The following is a 26,120-nucleotide window of genomic DNA, read 5'->3' as shown; positions in this document are numbered from 1 at the left end:
TCGGACAGGCGATGTTGATCGCCTGTTGGGGCGTTGTCGGCGGCCTTGGCTGGGCGTTGGACGCAACTCGGCTGTCAGGTCGCCGGCAATCCTGCGACGCGGCGTAGGTTGAACACTGTGGCCAGACGGAAGATGTCGGCGAGGTTCACGGCGAAGCTGGTTGATCGGGCGCGGGCGTAGCCGAACACCCGCCGGGCAGTTCCGAACACCTGCTCGACCACGGCCCGGCGCTTGGCGATCAGCTTGTTCCTCTGGGTCTGCCAGTAGGGCAAGGCCTTCTGGTGCTTGTGCGAGCGGTGGCAGATGCGATCCTTGCACCCGCGTGCCTTCAATCGGGCGCGCCGTCCTTTGTGCTCGTAGCCCTTGTCGGCATAGACCGCCTTCTCGTCGCCCTGGATCAGCGTCTCGGCCACCAGGCTCTCGCCGACATGGGCCGGGGTCAGCACCACGGCCCGGATCAGGTTGAAGCCCTGGTCGGTGGCCACGTGCAGCCGATAGCCAAAGTGGCTCTTGCCGTTCTTGCGCGTCCAGCTGGCCCCGGGTTCGCGCTCCAGCCCCGCGCCCGCGCCCTGCTTGATGTCGGGCTTGCGCGACGCCGCCGCCAGCAGGGTGGCGTCCATCAGCGTGCCGCTGCGAACGATCAGGCCCCGCGCGTCCAACTGGCGGTTCACCTCCTCGAAACAGGCCTGCATCACCCCCTTCCTGGCCGCCGTCAGGCGGAACCGGCAGATCGTCGTCTCGTCCGGCGTCGCCTCATCCAGGCCCAGCCCGCAGAAGCGCCGGAACGACAGGCGATCGGTCAGCGCCTCTTCCAAGCCCGGGTCCGAAAGGCCGTAGAGCATCTGCAGATACAAAGCCCGGATCATCGCGCTGGCCCGGTAGGGCTTGCGCCCCAACCTGCCCGCATGGACCTGCTCGGCCAGCTTCTCCAGCGGGGCCCAGTCGATCACCTTGCCAATGGCGTCCAGTCGCGCGTTCGTCCCCAATCTCGGATCGACCAACGTCTCAGCCAAGCTCAACTGCTGATCGGCCATAACCGCCCCTCGCTTCTACGGATCCCGTCACAGATAGAGAATCACGACCCCGCCCCGCTGGGAATCACATCCCCGCAACACCCCAAATGTTTCGCAGAGGTCTCCGTTGGGAGAAGGTGGCCCGAAGGGCCGGATGAGGGTCGGGCGGTGGGCCAAGTCGCACACCGTAACCCTCACCCTTTCGCGCCAGAACGATCGCTTCGCTCTCGTGCGCTCAAGCCCTCTCCCGTTGGGAGAGGGAATAAGACGAGGCCTGCCCCCTTGAGCCCGGCCTCATCCTCTCCCATCTAGCCGCGACACACGGTCGCTCACAGATGCGCCGGAGGGGACCTGACGCATGACCGACAACGCGCCGCTGAGCCGGGACGTCCTGATCGAAGCCATGTCCAAGGGCGCCAAGCCCAAGGACGAATGGCGGATCGGCGCCGAGCACGAGAAGTTCGGCTTCGACAAGATCAGCCTGGGCCGGCCCGCCTATGAGGGGCCGAACGGCATCAAGGCCATGCTGGAAGGCCTGCAACGCTTCGGTTGGTCGCGCGTCGAGGAGAATGGCGTCCTGATCGGGCTGGAACGTCGCAATGACGAGGGCTTCATCGCCTCGGTCAGCCTGGAGCCAGGCGGCCAGTTCGAACTGTCCGGCGCCCCGCTGAAGACCATCCACGACATCTGTTCCGAGACCGGCCAGCACCTGATGGAGGTCAAGCAGGTGGCCGACCAGCTGGGCGTCGGTTTCCTGGGCGCCGGCTTCGACCCGCTGTGGACCCGCGAACAGGTGCCGGTCATGCCCAAGGGCCGCTACGACATCATGCGGGCCTATATGCCCAAGGTCGGGAACCTGGGCCTCGACATGATGCTGCGCACCTGCACCATCCAGGCCAATCTGGACTTCGATTCAGAAGCCGACATGGTGGCCAAGTTCCGCACCTCGCTGGCGCTACAGCCCATCGCCACCGCCCTGTTCGCCTGTTCGCCCTTCACTGAGGGCCGCCCGAACGGTTTCCTGTCGGCCCGCGCCAATGTCTGGACAGACACCGACGCTGACCGCACCGGCATGCTGGGCTTTGTGTTCGAGGATGGGTTCGGCTTTGAGCGCTATGCCGACTATGCCCTGGACACCCCAATGTATTTCGCCAAGCGCGACAGAAAATACATCGACGCCTCGGGCCAGTCGTTCCGCGACTTCCAAGCGGGCAAACTGCCCGCCTTGCCCGGCGAATATCCGACGATCAAGGACTGGAACGACCATCTGACCACCCTCTTCCCCGAGGTGCGGCTGAAGGCCTATCTGGAGATGCGCGGCGCCGACGGCGGCCCGTGGAGCCGGATCTGCGCCCTGCCCGCCCTGTGGGCCGGCGTCCTGTACGACGCCCCGTCGCTGGCCGCCGCCTGGGACCTGGTCAAGGACTGGGACATCGCCGACCACGAACGCCTGCGCCGCGACGTGACCCGCCTGGGCCTGAAAGCCGAGGTGGCGGGCCGCAGCGTGCGCGACATCGCGGTGGACCTGGTGAACATCGCCAAACAGGGGCTGAAGAACCGCGCGCGCTTCTCGGGCGGCATGGTGGACGAGCGCGGCTATCTGTCGGAGCTGGAGGACATCGCCGACAGCGGCGTGACGCCGGCCGAGCGTTTGCTGGACCTGTATCACGGGGCCTGGCAGGGCGACTTAAAGCGGATCTACGCCGACTTCGCCTACTAAAGACAAGGCGTCCTTAACCAGCGGGCTGTAAGGTGAGCCCCCTAAGGATAGCCCCGCAATGATCAGCGCCTCGATCACAGACCCGTTCGCGCCCAGCGCCACGCACGACGTGGATCTGGACACATTTTTCGATGTGTCCCTGGATCTGTTGATCGTGCGCGACATCAACGGCCCGGTGCTGAAAGCCAGCCCGTCCTGGTTCACCGTGCTCGGCTATCACGCGGAAGAACTGGTGGGCGTCATGCTGATCAGCCTGATTCATCCCGATGATCTCGAGGCCACGCGCCGGGCCATCCAGGAGGTCACCCATCGGGGACTAGACGAACCGGCTCTCGGTCAGACCAACCGCTACAGGCACAAGGACGGGCATTACGTCACCCTGGAATGGCGCGCCCGTCGTTTCGGCGACCGCATCTACGCCGTCGCGCGGGATGTGACCCAGAAGGTCGCCCACGAACAGGCCCTGCTTGAGGCCAAGGCCGCCGCAGAGGCGGCCAACCGCGCCAAGTCCGACTTCCTGGCCAATATGAGCCATGAAATCCGGACACCGCTGAACGGAGTGATCGGCATCGTCGACGCCCTGTCGCGCACCGCCCTGGACCCGGTACAGGCCGAGATGGTCAATCTGATCCGGTCGTCCGGCGTCACCCTGGAGCGACTGGTTTCAGACATCCTCGACGTCTCCAAGATCGAAGCGGGCGAACTGACGCTGGAAACCCGCGCGTTCGACCTGGACGAAGCCCTGGACGCGCCGCTGGAAGTGATGCGCGTGCGCGCTGACGAAAAGGCGCTGAGGTTCGAGGTCATCCGCGACGAAGCGGCGCGGGGCGTCTTCATCGGCGACAGCACCCGCATCCGCCAGGTCATCAGCAACCTGCTGTCCAACGCCGTCAAATTCACTCATCAGGGCGAGGTCGCTGTTCGGATCGCTCTGGACGAAGACCAGGACGGCCTGAACCATCTGATCGTGGACATCAGCGATACGGGCGTCGGCTTCGACGCCGCACACGCCGCCCGGCTGTTTGATCGGTTCAGCCAGGCGGACGCCACCATTACCCGACGCTTCGGCGGCACAGGTCTGGGCCTGTCGATCTGCCGGGCCCTGGTCGAGATGATGGGCGGACGGATCACGGCCGAGTCGACGCCCGGCGTCGGAAGCCGTTTCAAGGTCGAAATCCCCCTGGCGCGCAGCGCCTCGCTTTCGGACTATGTCGCCAGCGAACGCGCCAGAGCATCTGAGATCGCCCAGCCGATGCGCACCATCCGAGTGCTGCTGGCGGAGGACCATCCGACCAATCAGCGCGTGGTTCAGTTGATCCTGGCCGGCCATCCGGTCGAACTGATCACCGTCGAGGACGGGGCCGCGGCCGTCGCTGCGTTCGAAACAGACCGGTTCGACGTCATCCTGATGGACATGCAGATGCCGGGCATGGACGGACTGTCGGCGACGCGTCGAATTCGCGCGCTGGAATCAGCCCGCGCCGCCAACGCCCATACGCCGATCATCATGCTGAGCGCCAACGCCATGGCCCAGCACCGTGACCAGGCCATAGAGGCGGGCGCGGATATTCATGTGCCCAAACCCATCACCGCCGCCAATCTGCTGGCGGGCATCCAGTCGGTGTTGGCGGCCTGAGACTGAGCCGGCGCGCCGGCGTCAGGCGACGGCGGAGATCAGAGGCGTATCGATCCGGCGCCAGTCGCTGCCGATCCAGCTCAGCACCATATGGGTCAGTTCGACGATATTGATCGGCTTGGCCATACAGCCGTCCATTCCGGCGGCGGCGTATTCGGCCTTCTGTTCGCCCAGGGTGTTGGCGGTCAGGGCGACGATGGGGGTGGCGCCGCGATGGCCCGGCAAGGCGCGGATGGCGCGGGTGGCGGCGATTCCGTCCATGACCGGCATCTGGATGTCCATCAGGATCAGATCCCAGTCGCCCGTGCGGGCGGCCTCCAGCCCCTGTGCGCCGTCCTCAGCCGTGGCGCAGACGATCCCCTGGGCGTCCAGCACCGCGACCACCAGCGCCCGGTTGCTGTCGTGATCGTCCACATAGAGGACGCGAGGTCCGCCGAGCCGACCCGCCGCCCCCTCCGGGACCAGGTCTGAACCCGGCTCGACCACCGCCGAACCTGCGGACAGCTCAGGTTCGGCCGCGACCGCCTGGGACGCCGCGCCATCCGCCGTTTCGGCGTCGCGCACGGACTGATCGATCATTTCATTGACCACCGCCAGCAAGCGCTGACCCGCGTCGTTGATGCGGGCGGCGTGGGCGGCCTGTTTCTCATTCAGCCCGCTGGTCGCCAGCAGGTCCGAGAAGCCGATCACCGTGTTCAGCGGTGTGCGCAGTTCATGCGACATGTCGGTCAGGAAGACCTGGCGCGCCTCAGCCATGGCGGCCTTCTGCTCAGCGGCGGCGCGGGCCTGTTCCGCCAGTATGCGCGCCGTCACATCATGTTCGTCCAGCAGGACGGCGACCTGGCCCGTGGCGGCGTCGGTCGTCTGTCGCACGTCGAGCTGATGCCAACGCAGGCCTTCGCGCGTGACCACCTGGCAGACGTCGCTGACGGCCCTTCCGGCCAGGGCGGCGTCCAACAGCGACTGGGCGCGTTCCGGTTCGGCGAAACGCGCCGCAAAACCATCGCTCGCGCCATAGGCCCAGAAGGCTGCGGGATTGGAAAAGATCGGCCGCCCTTCCGGGTCGAACAGACTGATCAGGGTGGAGGTATGGCGCAGGGCCTCGGTCGCGCGGTTCTGCTCGCCGTCGGCGATGAGCGGCGAGGCCTCCAGCAACATCACGGGCGTGCCGTCTTCCAGATGATAGGTCGAGATCACGGCCGACACCGACACGGGGTGGCCGTTGGGATAGAAGGTCCACTGTTCGCAGACAGCGGCGCCGTCGGCGGTTTCGCGCATCAGTCTTTCGACGCGGGCCTCTGCGGCCGGCGACAGCTGGCCGAAACCCCGCGCCTGAAGCGCCTCAAGGCTATCTGCTTCCCACAGTTCCAGAGCCGCCGGATTGGCGTAGACGCCGCGCCGGCTGGCGGGGTCGAACAACCATATCGGACGACGCAGGTCGTCCCAATCCTGCATAGGCACGGCGCGTCCCTTCTGGACGTCGATCAAGGAGATTGCGGTATCAGGAAAAGGGCTAATGATCGGCTAAGCACCGCCTAGGGGAAGGCGCTTATCTGCCCAAAAACGCCTGTCGACGATCAAACGACGCCGTATCGCGCCACGACGCCGTCGGGTTGAAAATCATGGTCCCCAAGCCTGTCCAGCGACCGCAGCACCCGCCCCAGGAAGGCGGCGGGGTCGCCCGCCTCAATCGCCGGTCGCAGCCAGTCGGTGACGACAGCGCGCGCGGGGTAGGTTCCCACCGGTCCGGGAATGCTCAGCGCCACCTCGATCCCCTCGGCGATCCAGCCGGCCACGGTGGCGAAGAGGTCCGGCGAGGCCAGAAAGTCGGACGGGCGCACGACATACAGGGTTATGATTCCGTCCTCGATCCCGTCGGGCCGCACGATGATCCCGCTGAGATCGGGCCGCCAGTCGTCCGACAGCTCGACCACCCGCCACAGGCAGAACCAGACCCGGCAGGTGTTCGGCCGGATCGCATGGACCGAGCAGCCGGCGGCCTCGACGCAATAGGCGCACAGTTCGCCGGTCGGCTTGGCCAATTCGGGCAGATCCAGCGGAATGGCGCGACAGCATTCGACGCAGGGCCCGCAGGTCCGATCCGGCAGCAGGGGCAGGCTCACCCGCCTGTCCGCTCCAGCTTGGCGATGCGGCGGTCCATGTCGGCGACCACGGCCTCGAGCCGCGTCTTTTCAGACGCCATGTCCACCGGCGTGCCGTCCTCATAGGCGATGGTCGCGCCCTGAGCGATCAGGTCGAGGCGATAGATGGCCGTCACCCGCTGCGCCTTGAAGCGTTCCAGGGCGGCGGCGGCGGCGGGATCGGGCGCCGGATGGGGGGCTTGCGTCATGGCCGTGGCTCTATCCCATCGCGTCCGTGCGGGAAACCTGCCTGTGGATACGGGCGTTTGACGGTGAATCGCGAACAGAATCCCTGTATGACGCTCACGGATGATCGGGCGCTTTCCCATCCTCTATATCGCCGAAGCCGACGCCGAGGACGCCGTGCTGTCTTCGGGCGTTCTGGCCCATCTGGTCGAAAGCCTGCCGAACGCCGCCTTCACCATCGTCGGCTCGGCCGCCAGCGCCCCCCTGTTCGCCGATACGCCGCGCCTGGACCGGCTTCTGGTGCTGGAGCGCGAGGGACATTTCGACTGGATCGCCCTGTGGAACCAGGTGCGCGGGACCAAATGGGGCCTGGTCGTCGATATGCGCGGCTCGACCCTGTCGGGCCGGCTGAGGCGCCACAAGCGGGCGGTGCGCGGCAAGGACGCGCCGGGTCTGCATGCGGTCGAGGCGGCGGCGGCGGTGCTGCAGATGGAGCCGCAAGAGGCGCCGACGCCGCGCATCCACGTCTCGGATCTGACGATGGCTCAGGTCGAGGCCCTGATCCCGACCGGGGGCGGCGACGGCCCTATCCTGGCCATCGGCCCCGGCGTCGAATGGATGGGCCGGCGCTGGCCCGCCGAACGCTACGCCAAGGTGGCGACCAGGCTGTTGGCCGACGACGGTCCTCTGGCGGGCGGGCGGCTGATGCTGGTCGGCGAGGAGATCGACCGCGAGGCGGCGCACACGATCCGCTACGCCGCGCCGCGCGCGCGGGTGATCGAGCTTCAGGGCAAATTGACGCGACTCCAGACGGTGGCGGCCCTGTCGAAGGCCCGGCTGTACATCGGGGCGGACTCGATCTGGACCCATCTGGCCACCGCCTCGGGCGCGCCGGTGGTGGCGGTGTTCGGCCCGTCCGACGAGACGACGCGCGGCCCGTGGAAGGGCGTTTCCGTGCGCGGCCCGCGTTCGTTTGAAGAGTTCAAGACCCTGGATCCCCGGCTGAACCAGGCGATCCAGCACATGATGGACCTGCCGTGGGAGCGGGTGCTGAAGGCGGCGCTGCGGGTGTTGAAGGAACGAAGTTAGGTTCACTCAGACCCGCTCATCCCCGCGAAAGCGGGGACCCAGGATTTTCGCGAGGACACGGCGGCTGAGATTGCTTGATCACGATCACTCCAGACACTTGATCGCCCAAAGCGCTGGATCCCCGCTTTCGCGGGGATGAGCGGGTCTGTAGAACCCTGGCGGACATCTATCCGCATCGGAGCCCGCCCCATGACCCAGACCTATGACCTGATCGTCCGTGGCGGCGAGGTGGCCAATCACGCCGGGCGAGGCCGGGCCGACGTCGGGGTGATCGACGGCAAGATCGCCTTCATCGGCGACCTGTCCCAGGCCTCGGGCGGCGAGACTTTTGATGCGACCGGCCTGACCGTCCTGCCCGGCGTCATCGACACCCAGGTCCATTTCCGCGAACCGGGCCTGGAGTGGAAGGAAGACCTGGAGACCGGCTCGCGCGCGGCGGCTCTCGGCGGGGTCGTCGCCGTGTTCGAAATGCCGAACACCAACCCGAACACCACCGACCCCGACACCATGGCCGACAAGCTGGCAAGGGCGAAGGACCGGATGTGGACCGACCACGCCTTCTACGTCGGCGGCACGCACGAGAACGCCGACTATCTGGGCGAGCTGGAGCGGCTGCCCGGCTGCTGCGGGGTCAAGGTCTTCATGGGCGCCTCGACCGGGGACCTGCTGATCGCCGACGACGAGGGGGTGCGCAAGGTTCTGTCGAACGTGCGCCGCCGCGCCACCTTCCACTCCGAGGACGAATACCGACTGGTCGAACGGCGCGGCCTGGCCCGCACCGGCGACTGGACTAGCCACCCCGAGGTCCGCGACGCCGAGAGCGCCATCCGCTCGACCCGCCGCCTGGTCGGCCTGGCCCAGGAGACGGGCGCCCGCATCCACGTCCTGCACGTCACGACCAAGGACGAGATGGAGTTCCTACGCTTCCACAAGGATGTCGCCACCGTCGAGATCACGCCGCAACACCTGACCCTGGCCGCGCCCGAGGCCTATGAACGGCTGGGCGCCTATGCCCAGATGAACCCGCCGATCCGGTCGCAGGAGCATGTGGACGCCCTATGGCTGTGGGGCATGCAGCAGGGCGTCGCCGACGTGCTGGGGTCCGACCATGCGCCGCACACCAAGGAGGAAAAGGCCAAACCCTATCCGGCCTCGCCCTCGGGCATGCCGGGGGTCCAGACCCTGGTGCCCCTGATGCTGACCCATGTGGCCCAGGGGCGGCTCAGCCTGGAGCGGTTCATCGACCTGACCTCGGCCGGCGCCCAGCGGGTGTTCGGCACGGCCAACAAGGGCCGGATGGCCGTCAGCTATGACGCCGATCTGACCATCGTCGACTTGAAGGCCAAACGCACCATCACCCATGACCAGCAGGCGTCGCGCTGCGGCTGGACCCCGTTCGACGGTTTCGAGGCCACCGGCTGGCCCATGGCCACCCTCGTGCGCGGCCGGGTGGTGATGCAGGACGGCGAACTGATCGGCGCGGCCCACGGTCGGCCGGTGCGGTTCATGGAGACCCTGTGAGCCTCTCTTCTCTTTCGTCATCCTCGGGCTTGTCCCGAGGATCCATACGCCCGGTGTTCGCCGGTGCGCACCATCCTCGACGGAGTCTATGGATCCTAGGCACAAGGCCTAGGATGACGGACGTGGGGAGGGGGGCGTGACTCCCTTGGCCAAACCCCGCCTCGGCCTGATCGGCTTCGGCGCCTTCGGGCGGCTGACGGCGCGGCACCTGTCGCCCTGGTTCGACATCCAGGCCCATGACCCGGCCGCCACGGACACAGACGACCACGCGACCCTGACCGACCTGGCGACCGCCGCCGCCTGTCCCACGATCATCCTGGCCGTCCCGGTCGAGGCCCTGGCCGCCTCCCTGACCGAAATCCGCCCTCACCTGCGCCCCGACGCCCTGGTGATCGACGTCGGCTCGGTGAAGGTCAAACCCGCCCGGCTGATGGCCGAGCTTTTGCCTTCCGGCGTGCGGATCGTCGGAACCCACCCCCTGTTCGGCCCCCAGAGCGGCAAGCACGGCATCGCCGGCCTGCGCATCGCCGTCTGCGAAGTGCGCGCCAAACGCGACGCCCGCCGCGTCGCCGCCTTCTGCCGCCGCGCCCTGGCCCTGAAGGTGTTCCAGGTCAGCCCCGAGGATCACGACCGCGAGGCCGCCACGGTCCAGGGCCTGACCCATCTGATCGCCCGCCTGCTGCTGGCCATGGAGCCCCTGCCCACCCGCATGACCACCGCCAGTTTCGACCGGCTGATGCAGGCCGTGGACATGGTCCGCCACGACAGCCCCGCCGTCTTCCGCGCCATCGAACGCGACAACCCCTTCGCCGCCGAAGTCCGCAACCGCTTCTTCGCCCTGGCGGACGCGGCGCGGGGGGATCTGGACGCGGGGTGAGGGCTCCCAGTGGACCTCTCTTCTCTTTCGTCATTCCGGGCGAAGGGCCTCTTGGCCCGGAGACCCGGAACCCAGCGGCGCGCGAGAGCGCGAACCTGTCGCGGATTCGATCTTCAAACAGCGAGCGTCGGATAGATTTCGCCTTCGGCGCCTCCCCCGGTCCCGCTTCGCGGGCCGGAGGATGACGAGGGATTCCGGGTCTCCGCTGCGCTTCGCCCGGAATGACGAAAGAAGTGGCTCTCGTCGGCGCCTTCAGCAGCAATTGACAAAGTTTGCCAATACGCCACTCTCCCCAGACAGGAGCAGACCCCATGGCGACGATGAACATCTCCCTGCCCGACCCGATGAAGGCCTGGGTCGAGGAACAGGCGAAATCCGGCCGCTACGCCAACGCCTCGGACGTCGTCCGCGACCTGATCCGCCGCGAACAGGTGAGGGCCGAGAAGATCGCCAATATGCAGCGGTTGGTGGACGAGGCGCGCGCCGGCGGGATCAGCGAAAAGACCCCACGTGAGATCTTCGAGGAAGTCCGCGCCGAATTCGAAAGACGCAAGGGCGCGGCGTGACCCGCCTGCGGCTGAGCGAAGACGCCGAAGCGGATCTGCGCCTGATTTTCTGGCAGGGCCTGGAAATGTTCGGCGCCCGCCAGACCGAAACCTATCTGTCGGGCTTGGAAGACCAGTTGCAGCAGTTGCTCCTGTTCCCCGATACGGGCCGGTTGCACACGGATATCCAGCCTTCCGTCAGGGTCCAGCCCTACGGCGCTCACGTCATCATCTACGAACACATCGACGATATCGTCGCTGTCCTCCGCATCCGCAGCGCACGCGAGGACTGGACGACCTCACCTCTGGGAAGCGACTGGCCATGACCCACCCCATCCACATCGGCGTCGGCGGCTGGACCTTCGAGCCGTGGCGCGGGGTCTTCTATCCCGAGGGCCTGGTCCAGAAGCGCGAGCTGGAATACGCGGCGTCGAAACTGACCAGTATCGAGATCAACGGCACCTATTACTCGACCTTCAAACCCGACTCCTGGCGCAAATGGCGCGACGAGACGCCCGACGGTTTCGTCTTCTCGGTCAAGGCCAGCCGCTATTGCACCAATCGCAAGATCCTGTCGGAGGGCGGCGAGAGTTTCGACCGGTTCCTGTCCCAGGGCCTGACCGAACTGGGCGACAGGCTGGGCCCGATCAACTGGCAGTTCATGGGCACGAAAAAGTTCGACCCCGAGGATTTCGAGGGTTTCCTGAAACTGCTGCCGCCCGAGAAGGACGGCGTCCGCCTGCGTCACGCCCTGGAGGTCCGCAACCCGAGCTTCGCCACCGAACAGTTCTACGACCTGGCCCGCAAATACGGCGTCGCCATCGTCTACGCCGTCGATGACGAGGAGCCGACCTGGCCCCAGATCGACGAGGCCACCGCCGACTTTACCTACGCCCGGCTGATGTCCAGCCGCGAGGACGAGCCGACCGGCATGACCGCCGCCGAACTGGCCGCCGTCGCCGACCAGGCCAAGGCCTGGGCCGAACGCGGCGCGGTCTTCGCCTATTTCATATCGGGGGCCAAGGTGCGGAACCCGGCGGCGGCCCAGGCGCTGATCGCCCAGTTGAAATAGCGCCGCCCGCCTTGCGGCCGGTCGTCTCGGGCCACATCTGTCGCCCACGCCCCCAAGGCCTGAAGGACTTCCCCTATGCCGATCGCCACACGCGCCTTCGCCGCGACCGCCGCTGACAAGCCCCTGACCCCCTACAGTTTCGAACGGCGCGATCCCGGCCCGGACGACGTCCTGATCGACATCAAGTTCAGCGGCATCTGCCACTCCGACCTGCACATGGCCCGCAGCGAGACCGGCCCGGCCCCCTATCCCCTGGTCCCCGGCCACGAGATCGCCGGCGTGGTCAAGGCCGTCGGCGCCAACGTCACCCGCTTCAAGGAAGGCGACCGTGTCGGCGTCGGCTGTATGGTCGGCAGCTGCCGCGAATGTTCGTCCTGCCAGGAAGGTCTGGAGCAGTATTGCGTGCCCGGCTTCACCGGCACCTATGGCGCCAAGGATACGAAGGGCGGCACGGCCGAGACCATCACCCAGGGCGGCTATTCCGACCACATCACTGTCGATCAGCATTTCGTCCTGTCCATCCCCGACAGCCTGCCGCTGGACGTCGCCGCCCCCCTGCTGTGCGCCGGCGTCACCACCTATTCGCCGCTGAAGACCTGGGGCGTCGGTCCGGGGTCCAAGGTGGCGGTCATCGGCCTGGGCGGCCTGGGCCATATGGCGGTCAAGCTGGCGGCGGCCATGGGGGCCGAGGTCACGGTCCTGTCCACCTCGGACCGCAAGAAGGCCGACGCCGAGCGGATGGGCGCCAAACATTTCCTGATCAACTCGGACAAGCCGGCGATGAAGGCGGCGGCCGAAAGCTTCGACCTGATCATCAACACCGTCTCGGCCACGCACGAGATCTCCAGCCAGGTTCAGTTGCTGGCCCGCGACGGGACCATGGTCATGCTGGGCCTGACCACCGAGGGCCTGCCGGTCTATGCCGTGCCCCTGTTGTGGCGTCGTCGCCGCATCGCCGGCTCGTTGATCGGCGGCATCGCCGAGACCCAGGAGATGCTGAACTTCTGCGCCGAACACGGCATCGCCTGCGAGATCGAGACGATCGCGCCGGACCAGATCAACACGGCCTATGAGCGGATGCTGAAGTCCGACGTCCGCTACCGGTTCGTCATCGACATGGAGAAGATGGCCGCCTGATCACCCGCGACATCAAGCCTGGTTTCCGCAAAGGAAACGGGCTTTGCCTACAACCGAGACGTGGTTAAACCTCTCGGGGAGGGCTCGCATCAGACGAGCGTGCAGGGACAAGGAAGCAACGATGGCGCGTGTGGCGTTCGTTACCGGCGGGACCCGGGGAATCGGCAAGGCGATCGTGCAGCGCCTGACGGAAGACGGAATTCGCGTCGCCGCCGGCTACTCCGGCAATGACGAAGCCGCCCAGGCCACGGCCCAGGCCCTGGGTTGTATTGTGGTGAAGGGCAATGTCGGCAGTTTCGACGACTGCGCCCGCGCCGTGGGCGAGGTCGAGTCCCAGCTGGGCCCGGTCGATATCCTGATCAACAACGCCGGCATCACCCGCGACGGCTTCTTCCACAAGATGAGCCACGACCAGTGGTCCGACGTGATCCGCGTGAACATGGACAGCGTCTTCAACACCACCCGCCAGGTCATCAACGGCATGCGCGAGCGCGGCCACGGCCGGATCGTCAATATCTCCTCGATCAACGGTCAAAAGGGCCAGGTGGGTCAGACCAACTATTCCGCCGCCAAGGCCGGGATGATCGGCTTCACCAAGGCCCTGGCGCTGGAGAATGCGCGCAAGGGCGTGACCGTCAACTGTATCGCGCCCGGCTATATCGACACTGAAATGGTCGGCGCCATGGACCCCAAGGTGCTGGAATCCATCGTGGCACAGATCCCCGTCGGCCGGCTGGGCAAGGGCGAGGAGATCGCCGACATGGTGTCCTGGCTGGTCGGAGAGCGTGCCGGATATGTCACAGGTTGCACACTGTCGTTGAACGGCGGCCAATACCTGGTGGGGTGAACGACCTTCGCCCAAAATCCGCCGTGTGACGGTTTCATCCACAGTCTCATGAAGTTGACGGAAACGGCTTGGGCGAAAAAATCGCCTCGCGTGACCGCGATGGCCTTCGCAGCCGTCGTGGGCCTCGGCCTATCCGTCGCCGCGCCCGCCGTCCTGCCGTCGGACTGCCACGCCCAGTCGCGCCGCGACCTGGAACCGTCGGCCCGCTATGTCTCGGGCACGGGTCAGGGGTTCGTGCTGGATGTGACGGGGGCGCGCCCCCTGCTGCGGTTCGACCGTTCGACCGAGATCTGGGTGTTGCGCGCTACGCCCGCACCGCGCGGCGACATCGTCTATCGCAACGACAACGGCGACCAGGTTCTGCGCGTCACGGCCGACGGTCGCATGACCCTGTACACGACGACCGCGCCCCAAGGGTCGCCCGTCTCGCCGTCCGGCGAGGCCGCCCCCCTGCTGGCCCCCGGCCTTACGGCGGTCCAGCTGTGGCAGTACATCATTCGCCAGAGCGAACGCGCCAGTCGCGCCCTGGGCCGACTGGTGGTCGTCGATGTGAACATCCAGCCGGGCTCGGAAGCCGTCGCCGCCGACGCCCTGTCGACCGCTGTGGACGCCATCGCCCGCATGTCCCGCTCGCCGACCCTGCGGCGCGAGGCCGACAAGATCCGCCGCATCGAGATCGCCGACCAGGGTCGGGGGCCACAAGCGACTTTCTCTCGCGGCGTCCTGCGTATCGTGATCGTGCCCCGCGCCGGCGTGGCCGGCCGCCCGTCCTCGGCCCTGATCGTTCGCGCGGTCGCGGACGACGTCCTCAGCCGCTGAAGCCGTCTTTCGCCGCCCGACGCACGGCGAACTGGGCCGCATCGACCGCTGTCAGAAACGGATTGAACCGCAGTTCTGCGCCGATGGTGGTCGGCACAGTCGGCTCGCCCCGCTCCCGCTTCGCAAATATCGCCTCGGCGTGGGCCCGGGTCTCGGGCCGGTCGTCCAGGCTCAGGGTGAAGCGGGCGTTCGAGGCCGTATATTCATGGGCGCACCAGATCACGGTCGCCTCGGGCCAGGCGGCCAGCGTGCGCAAGCTGGCCCACATCTGCTCCGGCGTGCCTTCGAACAGCCGACCGCAGCCCAGGGCGAACAGGGTGTCGCCGACGAAGGCCAGCTGATCCTCGACCGAGCGGAACACCACATGCCCCAGGGTGTGTCCGGGCGTAGCCGTGACCTCGAACCGGGTCTCGCCCACCATGACCCCGTCGCCGTCCGCGACCACCCGATCCAGCGGCGCGACGCGGCGCACCTCCTCCGGCCCGACGATTTCGCAGCCGGTTTCGGCCTTCAGTCGTTCGTTGCCCTCGGTGTGGTCCGGGTGCCAGTGGGTGTTCAGGATCAGGTCCAGCCGACCCCAGCCCAGGGTCTCCAGTTCCTCCAGGATGCGCGCCGCATCCGGCGTATCGACCGTGGCCACCACGCCGGTGGCCGCGTCGCGGACCAGAAAGCCGTAATTGTCGCTGCGGCAGGGGAACAGGTGGACATCCAGGGTCATGATCACATTCTAGCAGCGAGCCTCGACCCGGCCTATGGTGGATCCATGCGGCGCAGCATCGACGAGCTTCGGACCTTCTACGGCGAACCGACCGGGGCGCTGGTGCGGCGCCTTCTGGCGCGGCGGTTGGAGGACGCCTGGGGCGAGACGCCCGACTGCGACGTGCTGGGCATAGGCTACGCCACGCCCTGGCTGGACGCCTTCGTCGGCGCCCGTCGCGTGGTCGCGGCCATGCCGGGCGGACAGGGCGTCGAACACTGGCCCAGCGTGGGGCGCAACCGCACCCTTCTGGTCGATGACCGCCGCCTACCCTTCGCCGCCGGATCCTTCGACCGCATTCTGCTGGTCCACGCTCTGGAAGAAGCCGACGATCCCGCCGCCCTGCTGCTGGAGGCGGTGCGCGCCCTGGCCCCCACCGGACGCATCATCCTGGCCGCAGCCGCGCGCGGCGGGATGTGGGCGCGGGCCGAGAACACCCCCTTCGGACACGGCCGCCCCTTCACCCGGGGCCAGCTGGAGCGGCTGGTGCGCGAGGCGGGGCTGGAGCCGGCGGCCTGGTCCCAGACCCTGTATGTCCCGCCCTGGACGCCGCTTCTGCCCCTCGCCGACGGTTTCGAACAGGTCGGACGCCGGGTCGCGCCCGGAACGGCGGGGCTGATCCTGCTGGAGGCCTCGCGTCAGGCCTATGCCCGCATCCGCCCCAGCGGCCACGCCCAGCGGGTTCCCGCCAAACCGGCCCTGACGCCCCAGCCCGCCGCCTCCGTCACGCCCGATTGGCCGCGCTGACGGGGAGTTGAGCCCGACCCATCTGGTCGCCGAACTCGAACGGCCTTATGGCGAAGCCCATGCACCGACTGATCCTCATGCGACACGCCCAGGCCGAGGGCTCCAGCCCGTCCGGCGGCGATGAAACCCGCCCCCTGTCCGCCGTGGGGCGCGGCGAAGCCCAGCTGATGGGCAGGGCCCTGGCCGAGCGCGGTCTGAAGCCCGACCTGGCTTTGGTCTCATCGGCCACGCGCACCCGCCAGACCTGGGAACAGATGCACGACGCCCTCGGCGACGTCGAGGTGCGCGAGGAGCCCCGGCTCTACAACGCCCCGGCCGAGGTGCTGCGCCGCTTCGTCGAGGACAACGAGGATCAGGCCGGCTGCCTGTTGGTCCTGGCTCATAATCCGGGCGTCCATGTTCTGGCCGGCGATTATCTGAGCGAGAGCGCCGCCTCCCCAGCCATTCTGGAACGCCTGGCCGGGGGCTTCCCGACCGCTGCCGCCGCCCTGTTCACCGTCGATGTCGCCGGCCGCTGCACTTACGAGGGCTTCATCACGCCGCGTGGCCTGCCTCCGCTCGGCCAGGGCGGCGCCGCATGACCGACACCGCCTATAAGATTCTCGCCGCCGCCGAATGGCGCGCCGCCCTGGCCGAAGGGCGTTACGAGGGATCAGCCGTCGATCTGGCGGACGGCTACATCCATATGTCGACCGGCGAGCAACTGGTCGAAACCGCGCGCCGCCATTACGCCGGTCGAACCGATCTGGTGCTGCTCACCGTGGACCTGCGGCGGTTCGGAGACGAACTGATCTGGGAGCCGTCGCGCGGCGGCGATCTGTTTCCACATCTGTACGCCCCCCTGCCCGCGGCCGCCGTCACGGCGACGCGCGCCTTTGCGGTCGCCGACGACGGGGCGATGATCATCGAGGACGGACAATGAGCCTGTTCGACCTCGGCGCGGCCGCCCTGCGTCGCCTCGATCCCGAGACCGCCCACCAGCTGGCGATCAAGGGTCTGGCCTTCGTTCCCCTGCCGGAGCCCGCCGCCGACGATCCCATCCTGCACACGACGCTGGCGGGACTGGCCCTGCCCAATCCCGTCGGCCTGGCCGCCGGACTGGACAAGAACGGCGAGGCCCTGCGCGGCCTGTCGCGGCTGGGCTTCGGCTTCGTCGAATGCGGCTCGGTCACGCCCCGCCCTCAGCCCGGCAATCCCAAGCCCCGCCTGTTCCGCCTGACCGAGGATCAGGCGATCATCAACCGGATGGGTTTCAACAATGAAGGCCTGGAGGCTTTCGCCGCCCGGCTGGATCGCCGCCCGTCGAACGTGGTCGTCGGCGCCAACCTGGGAGCCAACAAGGATACGGACGACAAGGCTGCGGACTATGTCGCCGGCCTGCAACGCCTGGCCGGCCGCGCCTCCTATTTCACCGTCAACATCTCCTCGCCCAATACGCCCGGCCTGCGCGCCTTGCAGGGGCGGGAACAGCTGGACGATCTGCTGGGTCGGATCGACGCCGCCCGTCCGACCGAGACCACCGCGCGCGTCCCGGTCTTCCTGAAGATCGCGCCCGATCTGGTCGCCGACGAGATCGGCATGATCGTCGAGGCCTCGCTGGCGCACCGGATCGACGGCCTGATCGTGTCCAACACCACCCTGGAACGACCAGAGAGCCTGCGATCGTCCGATGCGCATGAGACGGGCGGCCTGTCCGGCGCGCCGATCCGGCCCTTTGCGGAAAAGGCCCTGCGCGCTGCGGTCGAGGCCGCTCAGGGCCGTCTGCCCCTGATCGCGGTGGGCGGCGTCGCCAGCGGCGCCGAGGCCTATGCCCGGATTCGCCTGGGCGCTTCGGCCGTCCAGATTTACTCGGCCCTGATCTACGAGGGGCCAGGCCTGGTGGCGCGGATCAAGCGGGATCTGGCGTCGCGGCTGCGCGCGGATGGATTTTCTTCGATTTCAGAGGCTGTCGTCGCCGCCCGTTGACGGAGCGTTAGGCCCATCTGACGTCTAGTGCGCGCAGGCGAACGAACACGGTTCGCGTTGCGGGAAGTTGGATGTCCAAGACGCCCACCGACGAGATCGCCGACAGCGGCTGGGCCGTGGCCGCCCGCCACCGTCGCGGCACGCTGCTTCAGCGCGTCGGCATGGGCGCCGCCGTGGGCCTGGTCGTCATGCCCATGGTCGGCTGGCGGATCTGCCTGGCCTGGTTCGCCGCCTATATTTTGGTGCAGGGTCTGGAACGGCTCGCGCTCCCTTCACCGCGTCGGAACATCGCCGAAATCTCCTTGGGGCGCAGGATCACCACCTGCCTGATCCTGTTCACCAGCGCCTCGGTGTTCGGCAGTCTGTCGATTCCGATGTGGCTGATCGGAGGCCCGATGGGCGGTGTCTGCGCGACTCTTATGCTGCCGGCGCTGATGCTGTTCTCAATGATCAACTCGCCGCGGTCCAAGTCGGTTCTCGCCGCGTCTCTGGCGCCGCCGATGCTGTATCTGCTGGCGGTTCCCTTCCAGGCCGCCGCCTTCGGCGCCCCGCCGCCCATAGTGATGACGGCGGCGGCCGCCGTCATCCTGGTCGCCTTCTTCACCATCATCAGCTGGCAGCGGATGAGCGAAGCGACCGAAAATCAGATTCGCGCCCACGCAGAAGCCGAAGCCCTTCGTCTCAAGGCTGAGCAGGATCTGGTCGCGCACACCGCCTTTCTCGCCGCCATCGGCCATGATCTGCGCACCCCCATCGGAGCAATCCTGACCGGCGCCGCCGAGCTTCAGAGCCTGCACCCGCAGTCGAGATCCACCACATTTCTGATTACCGACGCAGGCCTGATGATGAAGGCCCTGCTGGACGATCTGCTGGATCACACCAAGATCGGCGCCGGACGAATGACGGTCGAGGCCGTCGATTTCGATCTGCGGGCCGTGCTGGCCCAGACGCTTCGTCTTTGGCGCGGCCCGGTCGAGGCCAAGGGGCTGAAACTGCGGGTCGAGGGCGCGTCGCGCATGCCGCGCGGCGTCCAGGGCGATTCCATGCGCATCCGTCAGGTGCTGAACAATCTGCTGTCGAATGCGGTGAAGTTCACGCCGAGCGGCGAGATCACCTTGCGCATGGACGCCTGGCTGGAAGAACCTTCCGGCTATTGCCTGCTGCTTGAGGTCCAGGACACCGGACCGGGGCTGACCGATCAGCAGCTGACGCGGTTGTTCAATCCCTTCGACCAGACGGCCGACGGCGTCAGCGCCCGTCACGGCGGATCCGGCCTGGGGCTGGCGATCAGTCGCGACCTGGTCGAACTGATGGGCGGTCGCCTGACGGCGCGCAGCGCCGAGGGTCAGGGCGCCTGTTTCACCGTCTCCCTGATGCTCCCGCGCACCGAGGAGGCCGCCGCGACGCCGACCACGATCGACGAAAGCCGCCTCGACATCGCCCAGGCCCTGACATCGCTGGAAAGGGCTGCGCCGACGCCTGTCGCAGACGTCCCCGTCGTTACGCCTGAAGACGATCAGGACCGCCCCTTGCGCGTGCTGGTCGTGGACGACCACGACATCAATCGCCGCGCCGTGCAGCTGATCCTCCAGCCCCTGGGCTGCGACATCGTCACGGCCGCCGACGGCCTGATCGCTCTGCAGCGCTGCGCCGAGACCGTGTTCGACGTCATCTTCATGGATGTCCGCATGCCGGAGCTGGACGGCCGCGAGACCACCCGTCGCCTGCGCGCCGGCGCAGGCCCCAACGCCCGCACCCCGGTCGTCGCCGTCACCGCCGACACCGCCCCCGAAGACGTCGCCGCCTGCCAGGCCGCCGGCATGGCCTATTTCGTCTCCAAACCCCTGACGCCGCCGGCCCTGCTCGGCGCCTTGCAGCATGTGCTGGACGAGACGGCCGCTGCGGCCGAAACCGTCGCCGCCTGATCTCTGACGGCGGCGACCAGTCGTTCGGCCTGATCCGGCCGGCGCAGTTCGCATTCCCACACGGTCAGAACCCGCCAGCCCGCCGCCGCCAGATCGGCGGCCACGCGGCCGTCGCGCGCGCGGTTGCGGCCAATCTTGGCGCTCCAGTATTCGGCATTGGCCTTGGGGCGGCGCGCCCCGCGCGGGCAGTCGTGGCCGTGCCAGAAACAGCCGTGGACGAACAGCGCGATCCTGCGCCCCTTCATCGTCACATCCGGCTTGCCGGGCAGACCCAGGCCGCCCAGCCGATAACCGATCCCGGCCGCGCGCAGAATCCTGCGCACGGCCAGTTCCGGCGACGTGTCCCGCCCCTTCACGCGGCGCATCACGGCGCTGCGTTGTTCGGGCGTGAAGACGTCGGTCATTCGTTCATCAGATCAGAGCTGGGCCAGCAGATGTTCAGCCGACGACACCTTGAACTCGCCGCCTTGCTCGATGTTCAGCTGGGCGACCACGCCGTCCTTGACCAGCATGGAATAGCGCTGCGACCGCTGCCCCAGGCCGAAGCCCGAGCCGTCCAGCACCAGACCCAGTTCGCGGGTCAGGTCGCCGTTGCCGTCGGCCAGCATGAGGATGGACTCGTCCTCGATGCCCTGGCTTTCGGCCCAGGCCTTCATGACGAAGGCGTCGTTGACCGAGATACAGGCGACCACATCGACGCCCTTGCCCTTGATGGCCTCAAGATTGTCCTTGAAGCCCGGCAGGTGGCGGGCCGAGCAGGTTGGGGTGAAGGCGCCCGGAACGGCGAACAGGGCCACGGTCTTGCCGGCGAAGATGTCGGCGGTGTTGACGGGCTTGGGGCCTTCGGCGGTCGCCTGGGCGAAGGTCGCGTCGGGGATGCGGTCGCCGATCTGGATGGTCATGAGGTCTCTCCGCGCGGGGTTGGTTGGATGCGCCCGAGACAGATAGACGCCCCGGCCGCCGCTGCAAGCGTCAACGCGCCTTGCGTCAGGCCGTTTCGCACCCGATGATATGGTTATCATGACCGACGCCTCATCCCTGACGGGCCGTCTTCTGGTGGCCATGCCCGGCATCGGCGACTCCCGGTTCGAACACGCCGTCATACTGATCTGCGCCCATGGGCCGGATCACGCCATGGGTTTACGCCTCGACAGCCCAGCCCAGGGCGTCGATCTGAAGACTGTGCTGGACAAGCTGGACGCCCCGGCGCCCGAACAGGCGATCGGCCGCCCGGTGCTGATGGGCGGGCCGGTCGAGCGCGAGCGCGGCTTCGTGCTTCACACCGACGACTGGAGCGTCGGCGCCGACACCCTGCCCTTCGGCGACGGCCTGGCCATGACCGGCACGCGCGAGGCCCTGGCCGCCATGACCGACGAGATCTCCGGCCCGCGTCGCTCGACCCTGCTGCTCGGCTACGCCGGCTGGGGCGAGGGCCAGTTGGAGGATGAGCTGGCTGACAATGTCTGGCTGACCGCGGACGCCGACCTGGATCTGATCTTCGACGGCGACCACGAGTCCAAATGGGCGCGCGCCCTGGCCCAGATGGGCGTCGACGCCGGCCGGTTGTCCAGCCAGGGCGGGCGGGCTTAAGACACGCTCACCTGTGAGGCGGGCGCCTCAGACGGCGGTGAGTTCAGCCTCGGCCTCGATCTCGCTTTCGAGGGGATCTTCCATCCGCGCCGCCAGGACGTCCAACACCCGCAAGGCGGCCCCCAGATCCTCGGTCGACAGCCCCTGGAACAACAGTTTTCGGTCAAGGGCGGCCGTGTTTTCCGACCCATCCAGCGCCTTCAGGCCCGCAGGCTCCAGCTTGATCAGGTTCGCGCGTCCGTCGCCGGGCAGGCGGTGTTTCGACACCAGGCCGTCGGCCAGCAGCCGCGTCACACGCCGCGACAGCGTCGGCTCCGACAGCTGCAATCCATCGGCGAGTTCGGACTGCGTCAGACCCTGGGGCGCATGCTTCAAGAGATGAAGCGGCGCCCTCTGCGCGTTCGTGAATCCATAGGCCTTGAAAAGCCGGCTCGCGCGCGTGGACCAGCGGCGGGAGATGAGCGCGATCCTTTGCTTGATAAGAATCTGGACCGCGTCCCGACTTCCTTCGCCCAGGCTCGAGCCAGAAAGTCGAATTAAGTCATTCCCACCATCTACTTGGACACTATCAGACATTGAAAGAATTCGTACCCGCCCCACACGAGGCTGGCTGAGTCGCCTCGTAAAATTTACGCAGAATCACCTAGTCGGACAGCTGTAGTTTCGCAAGCGCACATACCCTGTCGGTTGAAAATTAACCAATCACGGACACTAAGCTTCAGTTAGCCAGGCAACCATAATACGTAGTGGCATATTCAATACTTGTTTACACAAATTCGCCTTGAATGAGTGATCGCAAATGCGGTGACTTAGTTTTGTCGCCGTACAGATGGTTCTCGGCATTAACGAAATCGCTAGGCGCTTGCGCGACACTTGGGCCGAATGGAGGAGTCGCAGCGGGTTTGTCCGACGCGATTAATCCGGGCGGCCGGTTGGGCAGCGAATAGAGAGGCGTTCTGAGATGACAGTTTCCAAGGGCGGCCGTCGTGAACTGGTCGGCTTTCGCGTCGGAGAGCAGGCGTTCTGCATCGACATCACCTCGGTTCTGGAAATCCGGGGCTGGACTCCGACCACGCCCCTGCCGCAAGCGCCGGACTATATGAAGGGCGTCGTCAATCTTCGCGGCCTGGTCCTGCCCATCATCGACCTGGCGGCGCGTCTCGGTCTGCCGACCAAGGAGCCGTCGGCGCGGCACGCCATCATGGTGGTCAAATGCGGTTCGCGGACGGTCGGACTGCTGGTCGAGGCCGTGTCCGACATCGTCGAACTGGATGACGCCATGCGTCAAGAAACGCCCGAACTCGGCGACTGCGTCGGCGGCCCCGGCGTGATCGCCGGCATCTTCGCCGTCGACGGCGAGATGATCAGTCTGCTGGATCTGGACAACGTCCTGCCCCCGATGGCCGAGGCCGCCTGAGCCGCCGTCTCTAAGCTCGGACGATCACGTCGCCAGGGCGACCATCAGCAGAACCACCAGAAACAGGCATACGCCCTGCCAGAACCGCACGGGGTCGCGCTCCATCAGCGACAGCGGGCGAGGCGCGGGGGCGGCGGCGGCGCTGCCCGTCTCCAGCACATGGATCAGCTCCTCGACGTCCTCGAACCGCTCGTTCGGATCGACGGCGACGGCGCGCATGACGGCGGCCTCCAACCAGGCCGGTATGTCCGGGCGACGGCGCCCGAGCGATACCGGGGCGCGGTCAAAGCGCGGCGCGTCCGACGGATCCACCTCGCCCCACGGATAGGTCCCCGTGAACAGCCGATACAAGGTCACGCCGAGGGCGAACTGATCCGTGGCGGCGCTCCCGCTCTCGCCGTCATACATCTCGGGCGCCTTGAAGCCGGGGGTGCCGGGCGCCTCGGCCTCGGCGAACTCCTCGGCCCGCTTCAGCCGCGCCACGCCCAGGTCGACCAGCTTCAGCCCGCCGTTCGCCTCCAGGATCACATTGTCCGGCTTGATGTCGCGGTGGATCACCCCGGCCCGGTGCAGGACCGCCACCCCCCGCGCCAGCCCCAGGGCCACGCCGATCCCCTCGGCGATCTCGAACGGCCCGTCCTCCGCCAGCCGCGCGTGCAGGGTCTGCCCCTGATAGAAGGGCTGGACGATATAGAGCCGGCTCTGGCGTCCCGCATCCAGGCTCAGCACCTTGCCGACGAAGGGGCTGTCGATGCGTCGCCCGATAAAGGCCTCGCGCAGGAAGGCCGTCCGCGCGCCCCGCTCCGACACGGCCGCAGGCTTGGGAAACTTCAGCACCACCCTTTCTTCGCCGGACCGCGCGTCGCCGGACCGCGCCAAGAATAGCCGCGTATAGCGCCCGTCGGCGACCAGCCGCTCCAGATGAAACCCGTCCACCGTCTGCCCCTGTTTCGGCGGCGGCAGGATGGCCAGCCCCTCGGCCTCGGCCGTGATCGCCTCCCAGTCGGGCGCCCCGATCGCCATGACGTCGATGACCAGGGCCGTGGCGTTGTCGCGCGCCCCGATCTCGGCCACCTCGGCCAGAATGGCCTGGGCGTCCGCGTCCGGCGATCCACGCCGCGCCAGCAACCGCGCCAGCGCAGCGTCCGACAGCACTCCATGAACCCCATCCGTGGTCAGCAGCAGCCGGTCGTGCGGGTGCAGCTCCACATGGCGCACGTCCAGCTTCACGTCCGCCTCGATCCCGACGGCGCGGTACAGCACATGGCTCAGCCCCTGCTGCGCCCGGGTGTGATCCTCGGTCAGCCGCGTCAGCACTCCGTCGCGGAAATGCCAGGCCCGGCTGTCCCCCACGTGCAGCGCCACCGCCTCCCGCCCGCGCAGGATCAGGGCGGTGAAGGTGGTCGCCGCCGCCTCCATGGTCGGATCGATCCGGCCCCGCGCATGGAGCCAGCGGTTGAAGCCCCGCAGCGCCTTGATCCCGTTGGCGGCTATGCCGTTCAGCGGGTTCTGATCCAGATAGCCGTCGATAAAGCTGCGCGTCGTCAGCTCGGCCGCCATTCGTCCGGCCTTGGACCCCGACACCCCGTCGGCGATCACGGCGATGACCCCATGCTCGCGCTGCTCGGCCGGCGTGCCCAGATGCACGCCGCCGAAATCCTGATTGTCCGCCTTCGGCCCCTGTGCAGTGGCGAAACCGGCGGCGATTTCCAGTCTGGCGTCGGTCATGGCGACGAGTGTCAGTGAATTGTCAGCCGATGGCTAGCGCCTTGCGCCTCAGACCGCTCGCCTCACAAGGCCATGATCGCCCGAACCGCGACATAGACGGCGACCAGCAGGATCAGACCCGCAAACAGGACACGACCCAGAGCGGCCTTTGCGCCGAGCCGCCGCGCCAGCGGCAGGCCCGCCGCCGTCCCCGCCACCCCGCCGACCGTCATGGCCGCGACCAGACCCGGGTCGATCCAGCCGGACAGGGCGTAGTTGCCGGCCGTCGTCGCCCCGAAGGCCGCGACGCTGAGCAGGGACGTCGCCTGGGCGGTCGCCAGGCTCATGCCCGTCGCCGCCATCAGGCCGGGCACGATCAGGAACCCGCCGCCGATGCCGAAGAAGCCCGCCGCCGACCCGACCCCCGCCCCGGCCAGGCCGATCCTGGGCGACATGGCCCAGTTGAGCCGGGGCTCGGCGCGAACGACGACAGGCTTGGGCCGCAGCATGGACAAACCCACGGCCGCCATGGCGACGGCGAAGATCAACAGAAGCTGATGGCCGTCGATCATCTTGGCCAGGGACGACCCGAACCAGGCGCCCGCCGCCCCGGTGACGGCGAACAGGGTGGCGCAGGGCCAGCGCACCCGCCCGGCCTTGGCCTGGCCGGCCAGGGCGGTCAGGGCGTTCAGCGACACCCCCGCCGCCGAGACGCCGATGGCGACATGCGGGTCTTTGACGCCGACGAGATAGAGCAGCAGGGGCACGGCCAGCACCGACCCGCCGCCGCCGAACAGGGTCAGCAGCAGGGCGACGACGCCGCCGCTGACAGCGGCGAGGCTCAGCGCCAGCAGGTCGGTGCTCATGGCGTCAGGCGACCCCAGCCGCGCTTCTGTTCCAGGGCATGACGGCCAGCAGGCGCGCCATGCCGCAGAACCCGGTGGTCCCCGCAAACAACAGGCCGGCGCCGACAAAGGCGGACAGGCCCCAGAAGGCGGGATGAACCAGCAGCCCCAGGCCCGCCCCGATCAGGATCAGCCCCCCGGCCGCCATCTGGACCTGCCGCATCAGTTCGATGGGCTTGGACCGGTCGGTGCGGATCGCCAGGCCTTGCGCCTTCCAGGCGTCCAGGCCGCCGTCCAGCACATAGGCCTGGCCCGGCACCTGGGCCGCCAGGCGATTGCAATTGACGCCGGTCCGGTTCCCGGTTCGGCAGGTGAAGATCACGTCGCGCCCGTCCGCGAGGGTGCGCGCGGACTCTTCAAAGCTGGACAGGGGCGCATGGACCGCGCCGGCGACATGTTCGCGGACGAATTCGTCCTGTTCGCGAATGTCGATCAGGACGGCGCTGTTTTCGGTCAGGCGGCGCGAGACCTCGGCGGGGGACAAGGGGGTCAGGACGGTCATCA

Annotated in this window: 29 protein-coding genes; 18 read left to right on the top strand and 11 right to left on the bottom strand. The window is 67.6% G+C overall.

Annotation, left to right across the window (positions count from 1 at the left end; all coding sequences use genetic code 11):
* Positions 1-74: 74 nt before the first annotated feature.
* Positions 75-1,034 carry an IS5 family transposase gene (locus tag OU998_RS04260; RefSeq protein WP_267513141.1) on the bottom strand — a complete coding sequence of 320 codons (960 nt, stop codon included), beginning with the start codon at positions 1,032-1,034 and terminating at the stop codon, positions 75-77.
* A 337-nt stretch (positions 1,035-1,371) separates the two neighbouring features.
* Here OU998_RS04260 and OU998_RS04255 point away from each other — a divergent pair, with 337 nt between their 5' ends.
* Both OU998_RS04255 and OU998_RS04250 read left to right on the top strand, forming a co-directional pair.
* Positions 1,372-2,733: a glutamate--cysteine ligase gene (locus OU998_RS04255; RefSeq protein ID WP_267515601.1), complete on the top strand. Its 1,362-nt coding sequence runs from the start codon at positions 1,372-1,374 to the stop codon at positions 2,731-2,733.
* A 58-nt stretch (positions 2,734-2,791) separates the two neighbouring features.
* The gene (locus OU998_RS04250) at positions 2,792-4,369 is read left to right on the top strand and encodes a PAS domain-containing hybrid sensor histidine kinase/response regulator (protein WP_267515600.1); all 1,578 of its coding nucleotides are present in this window, start codon (positions 2,792-2,794) and stop codon (positions 4,367-4,369) included.
* Between the two features lie 21 nt (positions 4,370-4,390).
* Here the strand turns inward: OU998_RS04250 and OU998_RS04245 are convergent, their stop codons facing one another.
* From OU998_RS04245 to OU998_RS04235, 3 genes are all read right to left on the bottom strand, one after another.
* Positions 4,391-5,857 (bottom strand): response regulator, encoded by a 1,467-nt coding sequence (locus tag OU998_RS04245; RefSeq protein WP_267515599.1) that lies wholly within the window; start codon positions 5,855-5,857, stop codon positions 4,391-4,393.
* An 89-nt stretch (positions 5,858-5,946) separates the two neighbouring features.
* Positions 5,947-6,492 carry a hypothetical protein gene (locus OU998_RS04240; RefSeq protein WP_267515598.1) on the bottom strand — a complete coding sequence of 182 codons (546 nt, stop codon included), beginning with the start codon at positions 6,490-6,492 and terminating at the stop codon, positions 5,947-5,949.
* A complete protein-coding gene (locus OU998_RS04235; RefSeq protein WP_267515597.1) occupies positions 6,489-6,719 on the bottom strand; it encodes a hypothetical protein in 231 nt (76 codons plus the stop codon). Before OU998_RS04235 ends, OU998_RS04240 begins: the two co-directional genes overlap by 4 nt.
* A 100-nt stretch (positions 6,720-6,819) precedes the next feature.
* Between OU998_RS04235 and OU998_RS04230 the strand changes: the two genes are divergently transcribed.
* From OU998_RS04230 to OU998_RS04190, 9 genes are all read left to right on the top strand, one after another.
* A complete protein-coding gene (locus OU998_RS04230; protein WP_267515596.1) occupies positions 6,820-7,785 on the top strand; it encodes a glycosyltransferase family 9 protein in 966 nt (321 codons plus the stop codon).
* Positions 7,786-7,974: 189 nt separating this feature from the next.
* Positions 7,975-9,306, top strand: a complete 1,332-nt coding sequence (locus OU998_RS04225; RefSeq protein WP_267515595.1) for a dihydroorotase — start codon at positions 7,975-7,977, stop codon at positions 9,304-9,306.
* 136 nt (positions 9,307-9,442) lie between these two features.
* Complete coding sequence (locus tag OU998_RS04220) at positions 9,443-10,183, top strand: prephenate dehydrogenase (RefSeq protein ID WP_267515594.1); 741 nt, start codon at positions 9,443-9,445, stop codon at positions 10,181-10,183.
* 311 nt (positions 10,184-10,494) lie between these two features.
* Positions 10,495-10,749, top strand: coding sequence for a type II toxin-antitoxin system ParD family antitoxin (locus OU998_RS04215; protein WP_267515593.1), 255 nt, complete (start codon positions 10,495-10,497; stop codon positions 10,747-10,749).
* Positions 10,746-11,054, top strand: coding sequence for a type II toxin-antitoxin system RelE/ParE family toxin (locus OU998_RS04210; RefSeq protein WP_267515592.1), 309 nt, complete (start codon positions 10,746-10,748; stop codon positions 11,052-11,054). Before OU998_RS04215 ends, OU998_RS04210 begins: the two co-directional genes overlap by 4 nt.
* Positions 11,051-11,800 carry a DUF72 domain-containing protein gene (locus OU998_RS04205; RefSeq protein WP_267515591.1) on the top strand — a complete coding sequence of 250 codons (750 nt, stop codon included), beginning with the start codon at positions 11,051-11,053 and terminating at the stop codon, positions 11,798-11,800. Before OU998_RS04210 ends, OU998_RS04205 begins: the two co-directional genes overlap by 4 nt.
* 75 nt (positions 11,801-11,875) lie before the next feature.
* Positions 11,876-12,937 (top strand): NAD(P)-dependent alcohol dehydrogenase, encoded by a 1,062-nt coding sequence (locus OU998_RS04200; RefSeq protein ID WP_267515590.1) that lies wholly within the window; start codon positions 11,876-11,878, stop codon positions 12,935-12,937.
* A gap of 121 nt (positions 12,938-13,058) precedes the next feature.
* The gene (gene phbB / locus OU998_RS04195) at positions 13,059-13,784 is read left to right on the top strand and encodes an acetoacetyl-CoA reductase (protein WP_267515589.1); all 726 of its coding nucleotides are present in this window, start codon (positions 13,059-13,061) and stop codon (positions 13,782-13,784) included.
* 99 nt (positions 13,785-13,883) lie between these two features.
* Positions 13,884-14,603 (top strand): DUF4908 domain-containing protein, encoded by a 720-nt coding sequence (locus OU998_RS04190; RefSeq protein ID WP_267516705.1) that lies wholly within the window; start codon positions 13,884-13,886, stop codon positions 14,601-14,603.
* Here OU998_RS04190 and gloB read toward each other — a convergent pair.
* Positions 14,593-15,321 (bottom strand): hydroxyacylglutathione hydrolase, encoded by a 729-nt coding sequence (gene gloB, locus OU998_RS04185; RefSeq protein WP_267515588.1) that lies wholly within the window; start codon positions 15,319-15,321, stop codon positions 14,593-14,595. The genes OU998_RS04190 and gloB overlap by 11 nt on opposite strands.
* A gap of 45 nt (positions 15,322-15,366) precedes the next feature.
* Between gloB and OU998_RS04180 the strand changes: the two genes are divergently transcribed.
* The 5 genes from OU998_RS04180 to OU998_RS04160 all read left to right on the top strand — a co-directional run bounded on the left by OU998_RS04180 (position 15,367) and on the right by OU998_RS04160 (position 19,997).
* A complete protein-coding gene (locus OU998_RS04180) occupies positions 15,367-16,107 on the top strand; it encodes a class I SAM-dependent methyltransferase (RefSeq protein ID WP_267515587.1) in 741 nt (246 codons plus the stop codon).
* Between the two features lie 59 nt (positions 16,108-16,166).
* Positions 16,167-16,688, top strand: coding sequence for a SixA phosphatase family protein (locus tag OU998_RS04175; protein WP_267515586.1), 522 nt, complete (start codon positions 16,167-16,169; stop codon positions 16,686-16,688).
* Positions 16,685-17,029: a DUF952 domain-containing protein gene (locus OU998_RS04170; RefSeq protein ID WP_267515585.1), complete on the top strand. Its 345-nt coding sequence runs from the start codon at positions 16,685-16,687 to the stop codon at positions 17,027-17,029. Before OU998_RS04175 ends, OU998_RS04170 begins: the two co-directional genes overlap by 4 nt.
* Positions 17,026-18,072 (top strand): quinone-dependent dihydroorotate dehydrogenase, encoded by a 1,047-nt coding sequence (locus OU998_RS04165; RefSeq protein WP_267515584.1) that lies wholly within the window; start codon positions 17,026-17,028, stop codon positions 18,070-18,072. The genes OU998_RS04170 and OU998_RS04165 overlap by 4 nt, the downstream gene beginning before the upstream one ends.
* A gap of 71 nt (positions 18,073-18,143) precedes the next feature.
* On the top strand, positions 18,144-19,997 hold the full coding sequence (locus tag OU998_RS04160) for an ATP-binding protein (protein ID WP_267515583.1): 1,854 nt from the start codon (positions 18,144-18,146) through the stop codon (positions 19,995-19,997).
* On the opposite strand, the gene OU998_RS04155 is transcribed toward OU998_RS04160, so the two are convergent.
* Both OU998_RS04155 and OU998_RS04150 read right to left on the bottom strand, forming a co-directional pair.
* The gene (locus tag OU998_RS04155) at positions 19,898-20,401 is read right to left on the bottom strand and encodes a very short patch repair endonuclease (protein WP_267515582.1); all 504 of its coding nucleotides are present in this window, start codon (positions 20,399-20,401) and stop codon (positions 19,898-19,900) included. The genes OU998_RS04160 and OU998_RS04155 overlap by 100 nt on opposite strands.
* A gap of 12 nt (positions 20,402-20,413) precedes the next feature.
* Positions 20,414-20,899 (bottom strand): peroxiredoxin, encoded by a 486-nt coding sequence (locus OU998_RS04150; protein ID WP_267515581.1) that lies wholly within the window; start codon positions 20,897-20,899, stop codon positions 20,414-20,416.
* Positions 20,900-21,017: 118 nt separating this feature from the next.
* On the opposite strand from OU998_RS04150, the gene OU998_RS04145 reads away from it, so the two are divergent.
* Positions 21,018-21,587, top strand: coding sequence for a YqgE/AlgH family protein (locus tag OU998_RS04145; RefSeq protein WP_267515580.1), 570 nt, complete (start codon positions 21,018-21,020; stop codon positions 21,585-21,587).
* Positions 21,588-21,614: 27 nt separating this feature from the next.
* Here the strand turns inward: OU998_RS04145 and OU998_RS04140 are convergent, their stop codons facing one another.
* Positions 21,615-22,163, bottom strand: coding sequence for a MarR family winged helix-turn-helix transcriptional regulator (locus tag OU998_RS04140; RefSeq protein WP_267516703.1), 549 nt, complete (start codon positions 22,161-22,163; stop codon positions 21,615-21,617).
* Between the two features lie 385 nt (positions 22,164-22,548).
* Here OU998_RS04140 and OU998_RS04135 point away from each other — a divergent pair, with 385 nt between their 5' ends.
* Positions 22,549-23,004: a chemotaxis protein CheW gene (locus tag OU998_RS04135; protein ID WP_267515579.1), complete on the top strand. Its 456-nt coding sequence runs from the start codon at positions 22,549-22,551 to the stop codon at positions 23,002-23,004.
* Positions 23,005-23,028: 24 nt separating this feature from the next.
* On the opposite strand, the gene OU998_RS04130 is transcribed toward OU998_RS04135, so the two are convergent.
* The 3 genes from OU998_RS04130 to OU998_RS04120 form a co-directional block, all read right to left on the bottom strand.
* The gene (locus OU998_RS04130; RefSeq protein WP_267515578.1) at positions 23,029-24,732 is read right to left on the bottom strand and encodes a bifunctional protein-serine/threonine kinase/phosphatase; all 1,704 of its coding nucleotides are present in this window, start codon (positions 24,730-24,732) and stop codon (positions 23,029-23,031) included.
* A gap of 62 nt (positions 24,733-24,794) precedes the next feature.
* Positions 24,795-25,577 (bottom strand): sulfite exporter TauE/SafE family protein, encoded by a 783-nt coding sequence (locus OU998_RS04125; protein ID WP_267515577.1) that lies wholly within the window; start codon positions 25,575-25,577, stop codon positions 24,795-24,797.
* Between the two features lie 4 nt (positions 25,578-25,581).
* On the bottom strand, positions 25,582-26,118 hold the full coding sequence (locus tag OU998_RS04120; protein ID WP_267515576.1) for a rhodanese family protein: 537 nt from the start codon (positions 26,116-26,118) through the stop codon (positions 25,582-25,584).
* Positions 26,119-26,120 lie beyond the last annotated feature (2 nt).

This window comes from Brevundimonas sp. SL130 (assembly GCF_026625805.1).
Lineage (GTDB): Bacteria > Pseudomonadota > Alphaproteobacteria > Caulobacterales > Caulobacteraceae > Brevundimonas.
This window is presented reverse-complemented; position numbering and strand designations above follow the sequence as displayed.